Origin of the sequence: Pseudomonas sp. PICF6 (assembly GCF_009831705.1) — a bacterium.
GTDB classification, from domain to species: Bacteria; Pseudomonadota; Gammaproteobacteria; order Pseudomonadales; family Pseudomonadaceae; genus Aquipseudomonas; species Aquipseudomonas rhizophila.
In genome coordinates this window covers 165,864-184,121 of record NZ_WUUD01000018.1, presented here as the reverse complement: position 1 = coordinate 184,121, position 18,258 = coordinate 165,864, and the positions used below count along the sequence as shown (strand labels likewise).

Below are 18,258 nucleotides of genomic sequence, written 5' to 3'. Positions count from 1 at the left end.
AGGTTAGAATGCGGCAAACCAGGAAGAGTCAATGACCGAACATACACTCTCGGAAGCCGAATACGACGCCATTACCGATGCGGCCGCGCATTGGTGCATGCGTTTGCACGCCGTCGACTGCACCGACGCCGAACGGCTGGCATTCAAACAATGGCACGATGCCGATCCCCTGCACGCTTTCGAATACCAAGCCATGCTGGAGATCTGGGCCGTGGCCGATCATCTTCCGCGTGTCGAAGCGGCACCATCTCCCGCGCCAATACCGCGACCTCGGTCCCGCTGGAGTCGGATGGCTGTCGCAGCCGCGGTGCTTGTGCTGGGCGTGCCCCTGGCCGCCTACACGGGCTGGAACCTGGGCTGGGTTGCCAACTCCTACGAACGATTCGAAGCGGATGCAAGCGTGCGTCACATCACCCTGGGTGACGGCAGCCAGGTAGAACTGAACCTGGGCAGTGAACTGGTATTTGCCAATTACAAGAATGAGCGTCGGGTGACGCTGAAAAAGGGCGAGGCGTTTTTCGACGTCAGCCATGACACACAACACCCATTCGTTGTACGGGCCGGCCAGGGCCAGGTGCGCGTGACCGGCACTCGCTTCAATGTATGGATGTATCAGGATCAGGTCCGGGTGACGCTGGTGGAGGGCTCGGTATGGGTGACCAGCAACCAGGCACTTGCCAGTAACGGCTCGCAACTGTCGCCGGGCATGCAGGCCAGCTACAAAGCTGGCGACTACCAACCGCAAATCCGTGAAGTCGATGCCAACGACAGCTCGCTGGCGTGGCGCAACGGCAAGCTGGTGCTGGACAACCTTGCCCTCAGCGATGCGCTCCCGCTGATCAATCGTTATCTCGAGCATCCCGTCATGCTGGCCGACAACAGCACGGGCGCCCTGCGTATCGGTGGTATCTACAACCTCAACGAAGTGAAGAACCTGGTGCCTTCGTTGCCCAAAGTCCTGCCGGTTTACCTGACGCAGAACCAGGACGGCAATCCAGTCCTCAACTCCATCGGTCAACGGCCGTCCAACTGAAAAAGCCGCGACCTGATCAGGTCGCGGCTTTTGTGTAAAACAACAGCGATCAGTGCGCGGCCACCCTGCCCGCCTCATCACGCTCACGGATAATCACCGCCTGATAGTGCGGATCGGCTTTGATCTGCTGTTCGGTGAATGGTAGCGCACTCCATTGCTTCTTCGAGAATGCCTGGGTCTGGTCGGCCGAATACGGCGATGCCGGGTCGCTGGAAATGGAAAATGCCAACAGACCTTCAGCCCGAGGTCCTTTGCCATCAAAACTCACCACTTGCAGATAGCTGGTGCCGCTGACCACTTCCCGTTTGCCGTTGGCCCCTGGCACGCTCTGAATCGCGTTATAGATCCCCAGCTCACCGGGGCCGCCGTGGATTGGCGTCTGCCGGCTGCCACTGCTGGCAACCTGGATGTCCTGCCAGCGGCTATCCTTCGGCAATCCGGCGGCCTTCACAGAGGCCTGCGAGGCCAGCATGGCTTGACGCACAGCCTTGTGCACCGGGGCACGCTCAATCGCCAGGCCGTTTGGAGTATGTCGCGGGTCTTGCGGATCGAACGGGACACGCCATGAATCAGGCACCCCCTGCAACTGCGCCATGATGCGCTGGAAATGAATGAAGCCCAATCCGCTGTCCAGGCCAGCGGTTCGATCCCAGACCCTGAGATCGTTGCACACCTGGGTCAACGTCACGGCATCGGCCCCCAGGTCACCGGCACAAAAGCCCAGCAGGTCGGGCATCACCTGATCAGCAAGGTAGACTTGGTCGTCCATGACCATGCGCTGCAAGTCATCGACCTTCACCGGCCCGTCCTTGGCCAGTTGACCCAGCCGCTGCAGAGCAAAACGCGCACGCAGGCCCAGCGGTTGGTCTTGCTGGCTGATCAAGGGCGAATAACCGGACAAGGGTTGTGAAGGGTTGACCATCCAGGCCGAATCGTTGGAATTTTGCACATAATCGCGGCGCAACAACTGCGGTAGCTTGTCGGCGGCGTAAATGCCTTTTTGCACGGCCTCGGGATCGATATCCCAGGCGCATTCGCCGCGTGAGCCGTCCAGTACGATGAGTTGCAGCCCTGCCCGCGGGTCGCTGCAGCGGGCCAACTTGTCGGCATCGACGTTCGGTACCACCGACACGTTCATGTAGAGACTTTGCCCCTGATCGTCCACCGCCAGGGTGTTGACCCATGGAATACCGTGGATCTCATGGACCGCACTCTGCAAGTCCTTGAGCGTGACGGCCTTGTTCATGGCGTACCACTGGGCGAGCACCCGATCATTTTCCCGGTTCGCATCGCGCAGGCTGTAGGCGAACTTGTCATCCCAGTCCAGCCGGCCGGGCCATTGCACGATCGGACCGAACTGCGAGCCGTAGACCACCCGCGAAACGCTCTGCACCTGGCCATCGGGTTGTTTGATGTCCACCGTCACCGTCTGTTGGCTCATCGGTACGGATTGACCATCGAGCAGGTAGCGGGTCGGGTCTTTCGGGTCGAGTTGCAGACGGTACAGCGTGAAATGTTTAGAGGTGTCGACGGTGTGGGTCCAGGCCAGGTGCTGGCTGAAACCGATGTTGATCACGGGCAAGCCTGGCAGGGCCGCGCCCATGACGTCCAGTTTGCCGGGAATGGTCAGGTGCATCTGGTAAAAACGCATGCCCCCCAGCCATGGGAAGTGCGGGTTCGCCAGCAACATCCCACGCCCGTTGAAGGAGCGCTCACTGCCGATGGCGACCGCGTTACTACCACGCTCCAGGGCGAAACGCTGCTGCCGGGTCGCAGCGCCTGCGAAACCTGTCCTCGGCTCGCCAACGTCCGCCGTCGCTTGTGGCGGCTGAGCGCCCGCCAGGGCTTCGGCGAACTGGCCGACGCCACCTTCCACCAACAGGCGCCGGGTCAGTTTGACCAGGTCCAGCGCGGTGATCGGCCGCACCCACTCACTGGCACATTGCTCGGGCAGGCCGATGGCCTTGCGTTCGGCCAGCGCGCGGTTGAAACCCGCCACATAGCCTTCGACCAGTTGCTGTACTTGAGGCGTCTGGGCTTGCCAGAAACCGGAAACGGCTTGCGGCGTGTTGAGCCAGTTGAAAAATACATCGCTGACGCGGTTCTCCCGCTGTTCGAGCGTGACCTGCTCCGGGCCGAAGTAGCGCGAGCGTTGACCATTGACCGTGACGATCTCATTGGCCAGCAGGCATAAATTATCCTCAGCGTACGCATACCCGATGCCGTAGCCCAACCCGCGCTCATCCTGAGCCCGGATATGTGGCACGCCAAAACTGGTGCGGCGGATCTCGGCACTGGCCTGTTCTTTATCACTTTGAGCGCTGGCGACGCAGCTGAACCCCAGGCTCACTGCGAAAAACACACCTGCGAGGCCAAACCTCGATAACTGCCCGGACATTCTCACGTTCACTCCTGATCCAATACTTTCTAAAACCAGGACGGCTGCCTGGGAATTCACATACCGCGTGCCTGGCCGGAATGTGCCTCCCTTGAAAACGAATGGGATGAAAAAAAATTAATGGCCTGGCACCGCCTGACTACGGGCGTTTGATCGCCTCCAGACAAATTTTTCAGCTTTTTGCCTTCATGATTGGCCGCGTTCGTTCGTCCTATTACAGGAGAGTATCCGTGACCTTTTCTGAACAGGCTGGTAAGGAGTTTTTGCATGCATGACGCGCGTCAGCCCATGGAGGGCAAGCCCAGGTCGACCGGCGTTCCGGCGACAGCCACTCACAACCTGTTCGACAGGCCGGCAGAACGAGGTAGCAATGAACACATCAGGCTTTTGCTCAAGAGCTTCGGCCTCAGAACCAGCCTGATTCGCCTCAAGGTCATCGATGCATTACTCAAGGCCGCCGATGAAAACCGCAGCCTGGGTGTGCGGGGCGTACACAGTCAACTGCTGGGGCTGGACATTCCATTGTCCTTCCTCAGCGTGCGCGAGGTGTTGAAGCGCCTGTGCAGCGAGGGTGTCGTCACCCTTAACCCCGATAAGACCTACAGTTTGCACCGCAAGGCCATGCACGTGCTCCAGGGCGGGGAGTGACGCCTGCGCTCAGGGCTTGACCTTGCGTCGCATCACGCCGTTGATCACGACCACGATGACCGCGACGGCAATCGCGATGTATTGAAACAGCTGCTCGCTGATCATGCCGTTGTTCTGCATCCAGGTCAGTCCCAGCATGATCGCCAGAACCACGAGGACCACCAGAATCGAGTATTTCAAACGTTGCGATTGAGTCATTGCCAATTTCCTGAATGTATCCGCTCTGTATCCCCGTGCTTGCCAGCCCCATACCGTGTTTTGGAAATAGCGGGCAGCAGACGGGGTCTCATGGTACAGCCGAACGGGCGTACTCACGCAACCGAAGCCCATCAGATTAATTACCTGCATCACCACAGAAGTCCGCCCCTGGCGGACTTTTGTCTTACAGAATTAACTCATATTTCTGCCACAAACAAAGGGGAAGACTTCTTTCGGCCCTGAATTCCCCCAACGTATTCTCGAATAAGAGGCGCTTACCTCCTTACCGAAAATCGACGTTGGAAATCATGCAAACCTTGCTGGCAACTCTTTCGCCAATACGATTGACAGGTTTTTGCCTGGCTATCGCTCTTTTCGAACTATTGACTTATCTGGCCAGCGACCTGGTCATGCCGGCCATGCTCGCGGTGACCCGGGAACTGGATGCGCCCGCGGATAAAATCCCCTACGCCTTCAATCTGTATCTATTGGGCGGTGTTCTGCTGCCGTGGCTGATCGGTCCGTTATCCGATCGCTATGGGCGTCGTGCATTCATGCTCGCCGGTTGTGCCGGTTTTGTCCTAGCTTGCGCGGCGATCACCCTGGTCACCCACATGCAGGGATTCAACGGGCTTCGTTTGATCCAGGGTATGGGGCTGGGTTTCGTGATCGCGGTCAGCTACCCGGCCATCCAGGAAGTATTCAACGAGTCGGACGCTGTGAAGGTCATGGCGTTGCTGGGCAATCTCGCCCTCCTCTCGCCCTTGCTGGGGCCGCTGCTGGGTGGCTTGCTGCTGCAATGGCTGTCCTGGCGCGAGCTGTTCATGTTGCTGGCAGGTCTGGGGGCAGTGAGCTGGCTGGCCTTATGGACATTCATGCCCCGAAGCCCCGGTCTGGCGCACTCCTGCCCCCGGCAACCGGCCCTGGAGCCGTTCGAACTGCGCACACTCATCAGGCGCTATGGCGCGCTGCTGGGTCACTCCGGCTTCATGGCCGCGTGCGTGGCGCTGGGGTTGATGAGCCTGCCGCTGATTGCCTGGATCGGTCTGTCCCCCCTGCTGCTGATCCAGGACCAGGGCCTGTCGCCCCTGGTCTATGGCCTGTGGCAAATCCCGGTGTTCTCGGGCGTGATCCTTGGCAATCTCCTGCTCAATCACCTGGTGGAGCGGGTGGGCGTGCGCGGGGTATTGCGCTACAGCCTGTGGCCCTTTTCTACCGGCCTCATCGCACTGGTGATCGCCAGCCTGTTCAACCTTGGCGTACCCGCGCTGGTCAGCGGCCTGGCGCTCTACGCCCTGGGGCTGGGCATGGGCAACGCGGCCTTGTATCGATTGGCGCTGTTCGCCAGCGACGACAGTAAAGGGCTGGTCTCGGCCATGGTCGGGATGATTTCCATCGCAGTGATGAGCACCGCCGGCTCACTGCTCGCGCTGCTGGGCGCCGGAACAAGCCTGAACGCCTTTGCCTTGATGGTCGGCATTGCCGGGCTCAGCTGCCTTGTGGCGCTGCGTCTGTTCCTGTCGCAACCGGCCGCTCACGTCTGAAAATCCCCTCCCTGAGGAACGTTACCCATGATTCATTTTCCCCACGCCGATGCGCTGTGTGCATTGGCGCAGCCTTACGATCCCGATTCGGTACCTGCTGGTCTGTTTGATCGGGCCATGGCCCAGATCAGCCTGTTCCATTGCCACCACACCCCCGGCTACGAACACTGGCTCAACGCCAACGGCCTGGCGGTAGAGGATCTGGAGCATTTGACTGACTGGTCGGGCTTGCCGCCCATCTACGCCAATTACTTCAAACAGCGCTTGTTGCTCAGCCCCACCGGCGAGAACGCGCTAGAGCTGACATCCTCCGGCACCAGCGGCCAGAAAAGCCGCATGCGCTACGACGAGCGCAGCATGGCCGCGGCCCAGGGCATGGTGGCGCGCATCTTTGAACATTACGGCTGGTTCACGCCGGATTCGCCCTGCAACTACCTGTTGTTCAGTCACGAACCGGAGAAGGTCAATCACGTCGGCACCGCTCATACGGACCAGTTCTTGCGCAGCTTCGCACCGGCCAATCGGATTTTTCATGCGCTGCGGCGCACCGGAAAAGGTCATGAGTTCGATGTCTTTGGCGCGATCCGGACCCTTCAGGAGTTCGCCGAAGAGGGCCTGCCGGTGCGGATCTTTGGCTTCCCGGCGCTGCTGTGTCATGCGCTTGAGCGCATGCGTGAAACTGCGACGCCGAACCTCAAACTTGCCCCCGACTCCCTGGTATTTCTGGGAGGCGGCTGGAAAAAACAGGCCGCCCAGGAGATCCCCCGCCACGAGGTCTATGAACACATCACCCGGCAACTGGGCATTGAGGCGCACCGCTGCCGCGACGGTTACGGTGCCGTCGAGCACGCCGTGCCGTACATCGAATGTGCGCATCACAGGTTTCATGTGCCGGTCTATTCGAAAGCTTTCATACGTCACCCCTCGAACTTCAGTGTCCAGCCCTTCGGCGAGGCGGGATTGTTGTCATTCGTCTCGCCTTACATCTCTTCCAGTCCCGCCCATGCCGTGGTGATGAGCGATCTGGCGACCCTGCATCCGGCCAATTGTGAGTGCGGCCTGAACACCCAATGGTTCGAGCTGCACGGTCGGGCCGGCACCAGTGCCAGCCGAAGCTGCGCCATGGCCGCTTCCGAATTGATCAAGGAGAATTGATATGTATCTCATCAATGGCCAACTGCACGCTGATCTGCCCCTCGATACAGCCCTTGAACGCCTGCAGACGCAACTGCCTGCTCTTCTGGACGCACCGCCCCCCAGTGATAGCGTGCTCGATTGTGCGCAGGCGTTCGCACAGATGCTGCGGGCCCCAGAACAAACTCCGTTCCTGGACGACGACCAGCGCCAGGCACTGATCGCCTTCTGCGAACGCAAGCATTTGAGCCGCAAACTCGAACGGGAGCTGGGGGCGGACGCGCGCTCGCTGCGCCGAATCGACTATAGCGATGGCCCTTTCGAAAGCTGGCAACCCCTGGGGCTGGTGGTGCATGTCACCCCCGGCAATGCTCCGCTGCTGGGGTTCTTCGCGGCACTGGAAAGCCTGCTGGCGGGCAACGTCAACTGGCTGCGACCCAGCACGCGCGATGCAGACCTGACGGCGCGGGTGCTGGCGACGTTCCTCGATTGCGACCCAAGCGGCCAGTTGCGCGATTACGTTGCGGTGCTGCCAGTGCCCTACCACGAGTGCCGGCGTCTCTTCGCGCTGGCCCAGGGCGTCAGCGCCTGGGGTGGCGAGACAGCACTCAAGGCCATGCGTGACCAGCTTCCAAGCGGCTGCCGCTGGATCGATTGGGGACATCGCATCAGCTTCGCCTATGTCACGCCGCAAGCCGTCAACGAGCAGGCGCTGGACAGTCTGGTGGATGAGGTCTGCCGCCTCGATCAGCAAGCCTGTTCCAGTCCCCAGTGGCTGTTGGTGGACAGCGACGAGCCGGCTCAGATGCTGGCACTGGGTGACGCCCTGGCTGACGCATTTGAACGACGCGCCGGACAATGGCCAGCGTTGGAAACCAGTGCAGCCGAAGCGTGCGAGATCACCACCCGCACGGCACTTGCCCGACTCGACCACAGCTTTGCAGGACAAACCGGCCAGATTTGGGAAGGCCACGGCTGGCGCATTATTTGGGAGCATCACCGCGACCTGTTGCCATCGCCACTGTTTCGCACGCTTTTGTTACGACCGGTGCCCCACGGGCTGATCACCGAAACCCTGCTGCCCTGGCGAAACGTGTTGCAGAGCTGCGCGCTGATCTGTGAACCGCAACGGGCGCCTGAACTGGCACGTCGCGTCTTGGCCGCCGGCGTGACCCGCATCTCGGCAACCGCAGACATCCAGCAAGGCTACGAGGGCGAGCCTCACGACGGCGTCTACGCGCTGCAACGATTGAGTCGTCGGGTATCGGTCGGTCTTGAACCAGAGGTCGCCAGTCATCGTGTGACACTGGACGCCCCGCCGACCACGACACCCATTTCACCCTCGACGCCGATCATGGACAAAGCGGCATTCCTGGCGCTGCCTGCCGCACCCGAGGCCCAGTTGTTCTTCCGCTCAGGTGGTAGCAGCGGCGCACCGGTGCTGTCGCCCTACAGCTACCGCGATTTTGATCGCCACATGCGGGCCGCCGCCGATGGACTGCGCGCGGCCGGTCTGGATCCGGCGAAGGATCGGGTGATGAATCTGTTTTATGGCGGCAACCTCTACGGTGGCTTCTTCAGCTTCTCGAAAATACTGGAGCACATGAACGCCGTGCATTACCCCATGGGTGCGACGTCAGATGCGGACTTTGAAGAGATCGCACGGATGATCGTCGCTCACAAGGTCAATACCCTGGTTGGCATGCCAAGTACCTTGCAGCGCCTGTTTTCCAGCCAGCGAGAAACCCTTCAAGGCTACGGCGGCGTGCGCAAAGTCATGCTGGGCGGCGAGCACCTGGGGCCAGGCTGCCGTCAGTTGCTTGAGGACTGCGGCGTGACAAGTATTCGCTCAGCCATCTATGGCAGCGTCGACGCGGGTCCCCTTGGCCATGCCTGCACTGCCAGCGGCGAGGGTGTATTCCACCTCATGGAGGACATTCAACACCTGGAGATCGTCCAGCTGGAACTGGACGCTCCGGTCGCGTCGGGGGAAACCGGACGGCTGCTGTTCACTTCGCGCAGACGCCAAGCGCAGCCCCTTCACCGCTACGAAGTTGGTGATTGCGGGCGCTGGCTCACCGCTCCCTGCCCGTGTGGCCTGGAGTCACCCCGGTTCGAGTTGCGCCAGCGCCACGGCGCCCTGATACGCATCGTGACGTACCTGATCAATACCCACGAGCTGGCTGAGCAGGCACAAACGGCCATTCAGATCGTACTCGATTACCACAGCAGCGGCTGCGAACGCCTGTTGATTCGCGCCGATGGCGATGCACAAACGGTCCGGAGCCAGGTCATGGGCCTCGAACTGCTGTCCACGCTGGTGGAGTCCGAAATGCTCGTACTGGACGTGCAATCCTGTCCGGCGACAAGTTTCGAACATAACAAACACAGCGGCAAAGTACCGCTGGTGATTGATCGCAGAATCACCGCTTGATTGTTTTCCCGTGTAATTGAATAAGCGGACGTTAGAGTCCGAGAGAACCCTGATGAGCACCTCTTTACCATTCGAACAATGGCTCGCCCATATTCGTACGCATTCAACGTTCTACCGCAAGTCTTTACGGCATTTACCCGCGCAGAATTGCGCTCTGGAGGATGTCCCCATTGTCGACGTCGCCGACTATTGGGCCGGCAGTCATGACCTGGACCATTGGGACGTACTGACCGGCAAAGTCGAAGACGCACTGATCTACAAAACCGGTGGCACGACCAGTCAGGGAAAGCTGTCTGTGTACACCCACGCTGAATGGCAGCGGATGCTCGAATGCTTCGGTCAGAGCCTGGCAGCACAACTGAGGGCTGGTGATCGAATCGCCAACCTGTTCTTTTCCGGAGACCTGTACGCCAGTTTCCTGTTCATTCATGGCGCCCTTGGCAAAGTCGATGTAGCCATCACCGAATTCCCGTTCACCGGGGCGGTGGATCTCGACGTGCTGACCGAGGCGGTGACCGGCCACCGCATCAATGTGCTGGCCGGCGTGCCTGCGCACCTGCTGGCGTTTGCCGACCATTTGGATCAACAGGGGCGAACGCTGCCCGGCATCACCACCGTGCTGTTCGGCGGAGAAAATCTGTTCGACAGCCAGTTGCCTGCGTTGCAGCGCGCCTTCCCACAGGCACGCTTCGCCTCCATCGGCTATGCCAGCGTCGACGCCGGGCTGGTGGGCGCCAGCGCACCGGACTGCAACCTGGGCGAGCACCGCGTATTCGGCGAACAGATACGGGTGGAGATCATCGATGAACTGAGCGGTGAGGTCATCCAGGCGTGCGATCGGCCCGGCAATCTGGTGGTGACCAACCTCACCCGAACCCTGATGCCCATCGTGCGGTATCCAGTGGGCGACCGAGCGTGCTGGCGCGAGCCGGTTGGCACCCCGCGACGCAAGTTCGCGCTTCAGGGCCGCAGCGCGAAAAGCCAGCGAGTGCGGGTAGGCGTTTTCTCACTGTTTTCGCAGGAAATCAGCGACATCATCCGCAGCATTGGCGGTGACCTTCAGTGGCAATTGATCATCGAGCACGCACAGAACAACGACCGCGTGTTGCTCAAATGGGTGCCTGGAGGGCAAACCCAGGCTTGCCAGTCACTCTCCAACACATTGAAAGCTGCCTTGACCAAACAGTATCCGGGTATCGACCAACTCGACCTGCACGTCCAGGCCTGCGGCCTGCAAGCGTTGGAACGCCATCCACGCTCTGGCAAGCACCTGTCGATCATCGACCGCCGCACCTATGCTCCGTTGACAGCGAGGCACGCCGGATGAGCAGCGTGGTCATCCGAGCGTTCAGGCCCACGGATGGCGTCGGAACCAGCGAATTGTTCCGCCGGGTTTACGGCGATCACTACGTCTCACCAGACGTCTACCTGCCACACATGATTGGCCTGCACAACCTGCTGAACCGTTGGCACTCCATGGTCGCCGTGGAGGATGAGCGCGTGGTCGGTCATGCCGCATTGTGTCGGCAGACGGCCGATGGTGAAGACGCGGAACTGGCCCTGATCGCGGTGGACCCCGCGGTGCAGGGCGGCCAGATTGCGACGCGCCTGGGGCAGCAATTACTCGACAGCTGCCAGGACCTCGGACTTGCCAGGCTGTCGATCAAGCAAGTCACCAGCCATTGCTACAGCCAGCGTCTGGCACAACGCCTGGGGTTCCATGACACCGGGCTGCTGCCTGACCATGTGCCCTCACCTTTCGCCACGGTCCACGCCGAAACCATCGTGGTCGGCAGCCAAGTGGTCAGCGGCCATCGCCGCCCGCTGCCGCACCTCAAATGGCCCGCGGCATGCCAATGGCTGACGCAACCCTTGGCATCGCTGTTTGGTACCTCGCTCGAGGCGCCCTTGCCTTCGGTACAGCCTTTTCAAATCCGACAGCTGCCCGGAAGAATCGACATTGTGGCCGGGTACATAGGCCTTCGCCTGGCCGGGCAACTGCTGCGCTTGCCGGCCCATTGGTCACTTTCAGTGCGACTCGGACTGCGTCAGCAATTCGCCGACGATTACCAACGATTGATGGACGCCGGATTCATCTTCACCGGGATCATGCCTGCCGAAGGCGACCCCGGCTGGCAGGCGCTGTTTCACCGTGGCGCCCTGGATCGCCCGCTCACCTTGCATTCGGAGCCGATGCAACGGCTCCACGAACAAGTGCAAGCCCAAGGGCACATCTGGAGGAGTGCCCAGGCAGGTTCGGCGGCGTAAAAACGGAGTATTCGGCGCTGTGGCCACGCAAAAAAGTCGCGCTGAAATGCTGGAAGATCGCGGCGTTCACGCTGCGATCTTTCCCGATCAGCGGTAATGTTTGCTATGTGGGCACCCCTCAAGCTGTCCAGCGACGGGCCGATAAAAATAAGTCAGGCCATTGTGCCAGCTCCCGAAAGACGCCTTCGAGCAAGGATTCCCACATGCCCGCATTTCGCACCATTCAGGCGCGCTACACGCTGTTCCTGATTTCATTCATCCTGTTGTTGTCCATCCTGACCGTCGTGGGTATCAGCTATCTCGTCGCGCCCAAACTGCGCCACACCGAAGAGCAAGTGGCGCTTAATCGCATCAGCGAAGTGGCCGAGCAGATCCAGGGGGAATTGAACAAGGTTCAGGCGCAGCAACGCAGCATCACCCAGACCATCCCGCTGCTCGACAGCGATGCCATAGACAGGGTCCTGCCTGGCTTGGTGGATCAGTACGGCGAGCTGAAAGTCTTTGGTGGCGGGATCTGGCCGCTGCCTAATCAGCGGGCCGAAGGGCGTAGCAAATTCAGCACGTTCTGGCACCGCGACGCGTCGGGCAAACTGGTGGTCAATACCTTCTGGAACAGCGACGCGGCGCCGAATTATTACGATCAACCCTGGCACAAGGGCGGCATGGCCACACCCGCCGGCAAGTGCGCCTGGGCCGCCGCCTATAAAGACGACGCCAGCGCTGAGCCGCGGACCAACTGCGCCATGTCCATCCAGAAGAACGGCGCGCCTTATGGCGTTTCCACCATCGACGTGACCCTGGGCTTCTTCAATGAGCTGGTGGCACGCAAGGAAGCCGAGCTGAGCGCCGAGATGCTGATCGTGGAAGGCGATGGCAAGATCATCAGCAACAGTTCGCGCATCAGCGGCCCCATCGTGCTGAAGAACATCAGCGAACTGGCGGCAACCTCGCCCTTCGCCGCACAGGTCAAGGCCGGCCTGGCCCAACGAGACCAGCCGTTGCAGCGGGTCGAATTTGATAACAAGGGTGAGGCCAGTACCTTTTTCATGCGGCCTATCGAAGGTTCGCCGTGGTTCCTGGCTACCGCCTTGCCAACCCGCCTGATCACCGCCCAGCGCGACGATGTACTGAGCACGTTAAGCCTGCTGCAGATCCCGATGGTGATCCTGCTGGTGTTGATGCAGTTGTACGCGATCCGTCAGTTGACCAACCGCATGAAGACACTCAAGAGCAACATCGATGCGCTGTCCACCGGCGATGCCGACCTGACCCGGCGCATCACCATCCGCGCCGAGGATGAACTGGGGGCGATCGGTCATTCGGTCAACGGCTTCATCGTTTACCTGCAAAACATGATCGGCGAAGTCACCCAGGCGACCGGCGCCATGGCGACAAGCCTGGACAACCTGCAACGGACCTCAGCCCACACCAGCGAAATCCTGATGCGCCACGCCTCGGAAACCGATCAGACCGTCACGGCCATCACCGAGATGAGTTCCACCGCCGAAAGCGTCGCGCAGAACGCCGCCGAAACCGCTGCGTTCACCCAACGCGCCAATGAACATGCCGACCATTCTCGGGTAGTTGTCGCAGAGGCGTCCAACAGTGTGGTGGCCTTGATCGATGAAGTCGCCAGTGCTACCCGCAAAGTCGAAAGCATGCAGCAGGACGCTCAACGCATCACCGAGATTCTCGGCGTAATCGGCGCCATTGCCGGGCAGACCAACTTGCTGGCCCTTAACGCCGCCATCGAAGCCGCCCGGGCCGGTGAGCAGGGTCGAGGCTTCGCAGTGGTGGCGGACGAGGTACGCGCCCTCGCCGCCCGCACCCAGGCCAGCACCTCGGAAATCAACGAAATGCTGACGCGCTTGACCCAGGGCGTGAGTTCATCGGTTTCGGCCATGGAAAACACCCAGGCCAGCTGCCAGTCGGCCGCCGACGCCACGTCCAGGGTCAATTCAGGACTGGATGAAATGGCCGGTTCCGTCAGCCAGATCAACAGCCTGAGCACTCAGATCGCCACCGCTGCCGAACAGCAGAGCGCCGTGACCGAGGAAATCAATCGCAGCATGGTGCAGATCCGCCATATGGTGGAAGAGCTGGTGGAAAGTGGCCTGGCCAGCGAGAACAACACCCGCCAGTTGCTGGAAGCCAACAGCCGGGTGAATGCGATCATGGGGCGGTTCAAGGTGCGCTGAAACGCCCCAGGCTGTTTGCATATGAACCTGAGGGAGCGAGCCTGCATGCGATGACGGCGGCAAGGTCGACACTGGCCAAGCTGACCCACCGCGATCGCGAGCAGGCTCGCTCCCGCAGAGTTCTGCGGGTTTGCGCCGAACTTCGAATCAGCATCGCCCCCAACCTGACAACTCTGTAATCCGCCCCTCAGCCCACTGTCAGCTCACGCTCGCTACTCTGTTATCCTCCTCCCAAACTGTTCGACACGAGACTGTCCCCATGGCCAATCCCCTGCACCTGCTCGCCCTGAGCGCGTTTTTTGTCACCACCCTGGCCCAGGCCGCCGAACCGATCACCATTGACGTACACCGCGATGCCAATTGCGGTTGCTGTAAAAAATGGATTTCACATCTGCAAGAAAACGGCTTCAAGGTCAACGACCATGTTGAAACCGACATGAGTTCAGTCAAACAACGCCTGGGTGTTGCGCCAAACCTGCGCTCCTGCCACACCGCCCAGATCAATGGCAAATTCGTTGAGGGGCATGTCCCGGCCGACCAGGTCCTGGCGTTGAGCAAACGGAACGACCTGCTCGGTGTGGCCGCGCCTGGCATGCCCATGGGTTCGCCCGGTATGGAAACGGACGGCATGAGTGATGCGTATCAGGTGATCGGCCTGAAAAGCGACGGGACTCAAACCGTGGTGGCGGATTACCCGGCCCACTGATGGGCGAGGCTTACATCGGCTTGTTCCTGGCGGCATTCGGTGCCGCCACCTTGTTACCGCTGCAATCCGAAGCACTGCTGGTTGGGCTGTTGCTCAGCGAACGCTATGAAATCTGGCTGTTGCTGGGGGTCGCCACCGTGGGCAACGTACTGGGCTCGCTGGTGAACTGGTGGCTGGGCACACGCCTGGAGCAGTTCAAGGATCGGCGCTGGTTTCCGGTCAGTCCGGCGCATCTGGACAAGGCCCGCGTGCATTATCAGCGTTATGGGCGTTGGTCGCTGCTGCTCAGTTGGATGCCCATCATCGGCGATCCACTGACCTTGGTGGCGGGCGTGATGGGCGAGCCGTGGCGGCGCTTTGTGTTGATCGTGACCCTGGCCAAAGGGTTGCGTTATGGCGCACTCGCCCTCGCGACCCTGGGCTGGATGGGTTGAACGTTCGCGACTTTGGGTTGCCTGTGGTTAATGTCGCCATAATCGGGCCACGCCAGGATCGGCCGGATGCCCAAAGGAGATTGCCCATGTCGCGTTCCACTGCTCGCTGGTTACCCAGCCTGTTTCTGACGGCCGCCCTGCCGCTGTTCGCCCAGGCCGAAAACCCGCCTGAAGGCCCGGCCTATGGCCCGGAACTCCAAGGCTTCGAATACCCCTACACACTCAAGCACTTCCCCCTTCAGTCCCAGGGCCAATCGTTGCAAATGGGCTACATGGACGTGCCGGCCCAGGGCGAGGTCAATGGTCGCACCGTGGTGCTGATGCACGGCAAGAACTTTTGCGCCGCCACCTGGGGCGACTCGATCAAGACCCTCAGCGAGGCTGGTTACCGGGTCATCGCCCCGGATCAGATCGGTTTCTGTACGTCCAGCAAGCCCGCTCATTACCAGTACAGCTTCCACCAACTGGCAACCAACACACAGGCCCTGCTCAAGGCCCTCGGGGTGCAGAAAAGCATTGTGCTCGGCCACTCCACCGGTGGCATGCTCGCCACCCGTTATGCCTTGCAGTTTCCCGATCAGGTCGAGCGGCTGGCGATGGTCAACCCCATCGGCCTGGAGGACTGGAAAGCCCTCGGCGTGCCCTACCGTACCGTGGACCAGTGGTACGAGCGCGAACTGAAACTCAGTGCCGACGGTATCCGCAACTACGAGCGCAAGACCTACTACGGTGGCCGCTGGAAACCGGAGTTCGAGCGCTGGGTGGACATGCTGGCCGGGCTGAACAAGGGGCCGGGGCACACGCAAGTCGCGTGGAATTCGGCGCTGATCTACGACATGATCTTCACCCAGCCGGTCTACTACGAATTCAAGGACCTGAAAGTACCGACGCTGCTGCTGATCGGCACCTCCGACACCACCGCCATCGGCAGCGACATCGCGCCGCCGGCCGTGAAAGCCAAACTGGGCCGGTATGAAGTGCTGGGCAAGCAGGTGGCTCAATTGATTCCCCAGTCGACCCTGGTGGAGTTCGCCCATCTGGGGCATGCCCCACAGATGGAAGAGCCGGACCGGTTCCACCAGGCCTTGCTGGGCTGGCTGAACAAACCCATTCCCTGACGAGGTGTTCCATGGCGGTGCAAATAGCAGTCATCGATGATTGGCAGGACGTAGCGCGGGACGTGGTGGACTGGTCGGTGCTCGATAGCATCGGCCAGGTGACATTTATTCATGAGTACCCTGCCGAGCGCGACACCCTCGCCGCGCGCCTGCACCGCTTCGAAGTGATCTGCGTGATGCGTGAACGCACGCCATTCGACGAAGGCCTGCTGCGCCGCCTGCCCAACCTCAAGCTGTTGCTCACCGGCGGCATGCGCAATGCCGCCCTGGACCTCAAGGCAGCCGCCGAACTGGGTATCCAGGTATGCGGCACCGAAAGCTACAAGCACGCAGCCCCCGAGCTGACCTGGGCGCTGATCATGGCCCTGACCCGCAACCTGGTGCAGGAGGCCAATGCCTTGCGCGCCGGGCTATGGCAACAAGGCTTGGGCGGCGACCTGCATGGCAAGACCCTGGCGATCCTCGGCCTGGGCAGCATCGGCACACGGGTAGCTCAGTTCGGCCAGGTCTTCGGCATGCGGGTGATCGCCTGGAGCCAGAACCTCACCGCTGAACGGGCCGCAGAAGTGGGTGTGACCTACGTGAGTAAACAGCAACTGTTCGAACAGGCTGACATTCTCTCGGTGCATCTGGTACTCAGCGACCGCTCCCGCGGTTTGGTGGACGCCCAGGCGCTGGGCTGGATGAAACCCCAGGCGCTATTGGTCAATACCGCACGCGGTCCAATCGTCGATGAAGCCGCCCTGATCGACGCCCTGCGCGACAAACGCCTGGCCGGTGCCGCCCTGGACGTCTTCGCCGAGGAACCCCTGCCATCCGACCACCCGTTCCGATCCCTGGAAAATCTACTGGCCACACCGCACGTGGGTTACGTCACCCGGAACAATTATCAGAAGTTCTATTCCTTGATGATCGAAGACCTGCAAGCCTGGGCGGCCGGCAAACCGATCCGCCTGTTGACCCCCACTGGCGACTGAACACGTTTTAAGTGGGAGCAAGCCTGCTCCCACAGAAACAGCGTATTTCCGGGCCAACAATGGCCACTAAAATGCCTCTATTTCACCCGCCCCCTGATGGTGCATCGCGCCATTGCATCGCGCACGCCGATGAAACACCCCCTTCCCCTTACACCCATTACGTTTCCAGAAACTGCACTTCGTCGGTGCGTATCCCGCTTTGTCGTGTAAGACATTGCCGCCAACAAAGCTGATTGTCGGACAATTCGACGAAGCGCGCCGCACCGCTCTAGGTTCTGACCTAGACTGCCAAACCGGGGAGAAAACCGACCGGTCGTCCAGACGAAAAAAAGTGGAAACTTTTCGCAACGGCGACGGGTCAGGTTAGAGGTAGGGCAACAACGGCTGGTGCAGTCCTTGCAAGTCCTTGAAGCAGCCCCTTCACCTGATTCGCTTAACCGCATTGGGCAGCGCTTTGCTTACCTTGCGTAGCGCTTGTGCGCCTGGCCGCAGGATTCGGCCAATGAAACAACAGCTCTGGCGCTTGCCGGAAACAGATCGAGAAAATGGGAGAAAGTTATGATCAGTGCTGCCTTGGAACCACAGCAAGTCCGTTCTCAACTTCCGCTGGCGACTGACTCGCCGACGGCACCGGTGCTGGCCACCGGCGGCAAGGCACTGCTCCCGGTCGTCAGGCAGAATCCCAATCGCAAGAAGGTATTGTTCGTAACCTCGGAAATTGCCGACCTGGTCAAAACCGGCGGCCTGGGCGATGTTTCTTCCGCCCTGCCCCGGGCCATGGCCGGCCTGCATGACGTGCGAGTGCTGATCCCCGGTTACCCGCAGGTGATGAACAGCGGCAACCCGATCCACATCATCGGTGAACTGGGCGGCCACGCCGCGCTGCCGCCCTGCAAGATCGGGCGGATGGACATGGCCGACGGCCTGGTGATCTACGTACTGATCTGTCCGGAACTCTTTGCCCGTGAAGGCTCACCCTACGGGGCCAACAACGGTCGCGACTGGCCCGACAACCACATTCGCTTCGCCCGGCTGGGCCTGGCCGCAGCTGATATCGCCGCCAACCTCGCCCAAATCCACTGGTGCCCCGATCTGGTCCACGCCCATGACTGGCCGGCCGGTCTGGCGCCGGCCTATATGCACTGGCGTGGGCAACGCACGCCTACCC

Annotated in this window: 15 protein-coding genes; 13 read left to right on the top strand and 2 right to left on the bottom strand. The window is 60.9% G+C overall.

The window, feature by feature from the left end; genetic code table 11:
* Positions 1-31: 31 nt before the first annotated feature.
* Positions 32-1,033, top strand: coding sequence for a FecR family protein (locus GSM73_RS11955; protein ID WP_160892642.1), 1,002 nt, complete (start codon positions 32-34; stop codon positions 1,031-1,033).
* Between the two features lie 49 nt (positions 1,034-1,082).
* Here the strand turns inward: GSM73_RS11955 and GSM73_RS11950 are convergent, their stop codons facing one another.
* Positions 1,083-3,431, bottom strand: a complete 2,349-nt coding sequence (locus GSM73_RS11950) for an acylase (RefSeq protein ID WP_160892640.1) — start codon at positions 3,429-3,431, stop codon at positions 1,083-1,085.
* 267 nt (positions 3,432-3,698) lie between these two features.
* Between GSM73_RS11950 and GSM73_RS11945 the strand changes: the two genes are divergently transcribed.
* Positions 3,699-4,079 carry a fe2+ zn2+ uptake regulation protein gene (locus tag GSM73_RS11945; protein WP_047226560.1) on the top strand — a complete coding sequence of 127 codons (381 nt, stop codon included), beginning with the start codon at positions 3,699-3,701 and terminating at the stop codon, positions 4,077-4,079.
* A 9-nt stretch (positions 4,080-4,088) separates the two neighbouring features.
* On the opposite strand, the gene GSM73_RS11940 is transcribed toward GSM73_RS11945, so the two are convergent.
* Entirely contained in the window at positions 4,089-4,277 is a 189-nt protein-coding gene (locus GSM73_RS11940) for a hypothetical protein (protein ID WP_047226561.1), read from the bottom strand.
* Between the two features lie 308 nt (positions 4,278-4,585).
* Between GSM73_RS11940 and GSM73_RS11935 the strand changes: the two genes are divergently transcribed.
* From GSM73_RS11935 to GSM73_RS27240, 11 genes are all read left to right on the top strand, one after another.
* Positions 4,586-5,821 carry an MFS transporter gene (locus GSM73_RS11935; RefSeq protein ID WP_160892638.1) on the top strand — a complete coding sequence of 412 codons (1,236 nt, stop codon included), beginning with the start codon at positions 4,586-4,588 and terminating at the stop codon, positions 5,819-5,821.
* A gap of 27 nt (positions 5,822-5,848) precedes the next feature.
* Positions 5,849-6,976, top strand: coding sequence for an acyl-protein synthase (locus GSM73_RS11930; protein WP_160892636.1), 1,128 nt, complete (start codon positions 5,849-5,851; stop codon positions 6,974-6,976).
* A gap of 1 nt (position 6,977) precedes the next feature.
* The gene (locus tag GSM73_RS11925) at positions 6,978-9,389 is read left to right on the top strand and encodes an acyl-CoA reductase (RefSeq protein ID WP_160892634.1); all 2,412 of its coding nucleotides are present in this window, start codon (positions 6,978-6,980) and stop codon (positions 9,387-9,389) included.
* A gap of 52 nt (positions 9,390-9,441) precedes the next feature.
* The gene (locus GSM73_RS11920) at positions 9,442-10,716 is read left to right on the top strand and encodes a phenylacetate--CoA ligase family protein (RefSeq protein WP_160892632.1); all 1,275 of its coding nucleotides are present in this window, start codon (positions 9,442-9,444) and stop codon (positions 10,714-10,716) included.
* Entirely contained in the window at positions 10,713-11,657 is a 945-nt protein-coding gene (locus GSM73_RS11915) for a GNAT family N-acetyltransferase (RefSeq protein WP_160892630.1), read from the top strand. The genes GSM73_RS11920 and GSM73_RS11915 overlap by 4 nt, the downstream gene beginning before the upstream one ends.
* 203 nt (positions 11,658-11,860) lie before the next feature.
* A complete protein-coding gene (locus GSM73_RS11910; protein ID WP_047226567.1) occupies positions 11,861-13,855 on the top strand; it encodes a methyl-accepting chemotaxis protein in 1,995 nt (664 codons plus the stop codon).
* 259 nt (positions 13,856-14,114) lie between these two features.
* A complete protein-coding gene (locus GSM73_RS11905; protein ID WP_076385001.1) occupies positions 14,115-14,561 on the top strand; it encodes a DUF411 domain-containing protein in 447 nt (148 codons plus the stop codon).
* Positions 14,561-14,995: a YqaA family protein gene (locus tag GSM73_RS11900; RefSeq protein WP_160892628.1), complete on the top strand. Its 435-nt coding sequence runs from the start codon at positions 14,561-14,563 to the stop codon at positions 14,993-14,995. The genes GSM73_RS11905 and GSM73_RS11900 overlap by 1 nt, the downstream gene beginning before the upstream one ends.
* Before the next feature lie 86 nt (positions 14,996-15,081).
* Complete coding sequence (locus tag GSM73_RS11895; RefSeq protein WP_047226570.1) at positions 15,082-16,113, top strand: alpha/beta fold hydrolase; 1,032 nt, start codon at positions 15,082-15,084, stop codon at positions 16,111-16,113.
* 11 nt (positions 16,114-16,124) lie between these two features.
* Positions 16,125-17,090 (top strand): D-2-hydroxyacid dehydrogenase family protein, encoded by a 966-nt coding sequence (locus GSM73_RS11890; protein ID WP_160892626.1) that lies wholly within the window; start codon positions 16,125-16,127, stop codon positions 17,088-17,090.
* A 558-nt stretch (positions 17,091-17,648) separates the two neighbouring features.
* Positions 17,649-18,258: glycogen/starch synthase (locus GSM73_RS27240; RefSeq protein WP_372241381.1), on the top strand; the 610-nt coding region annotated here is incomplete at its 3' end.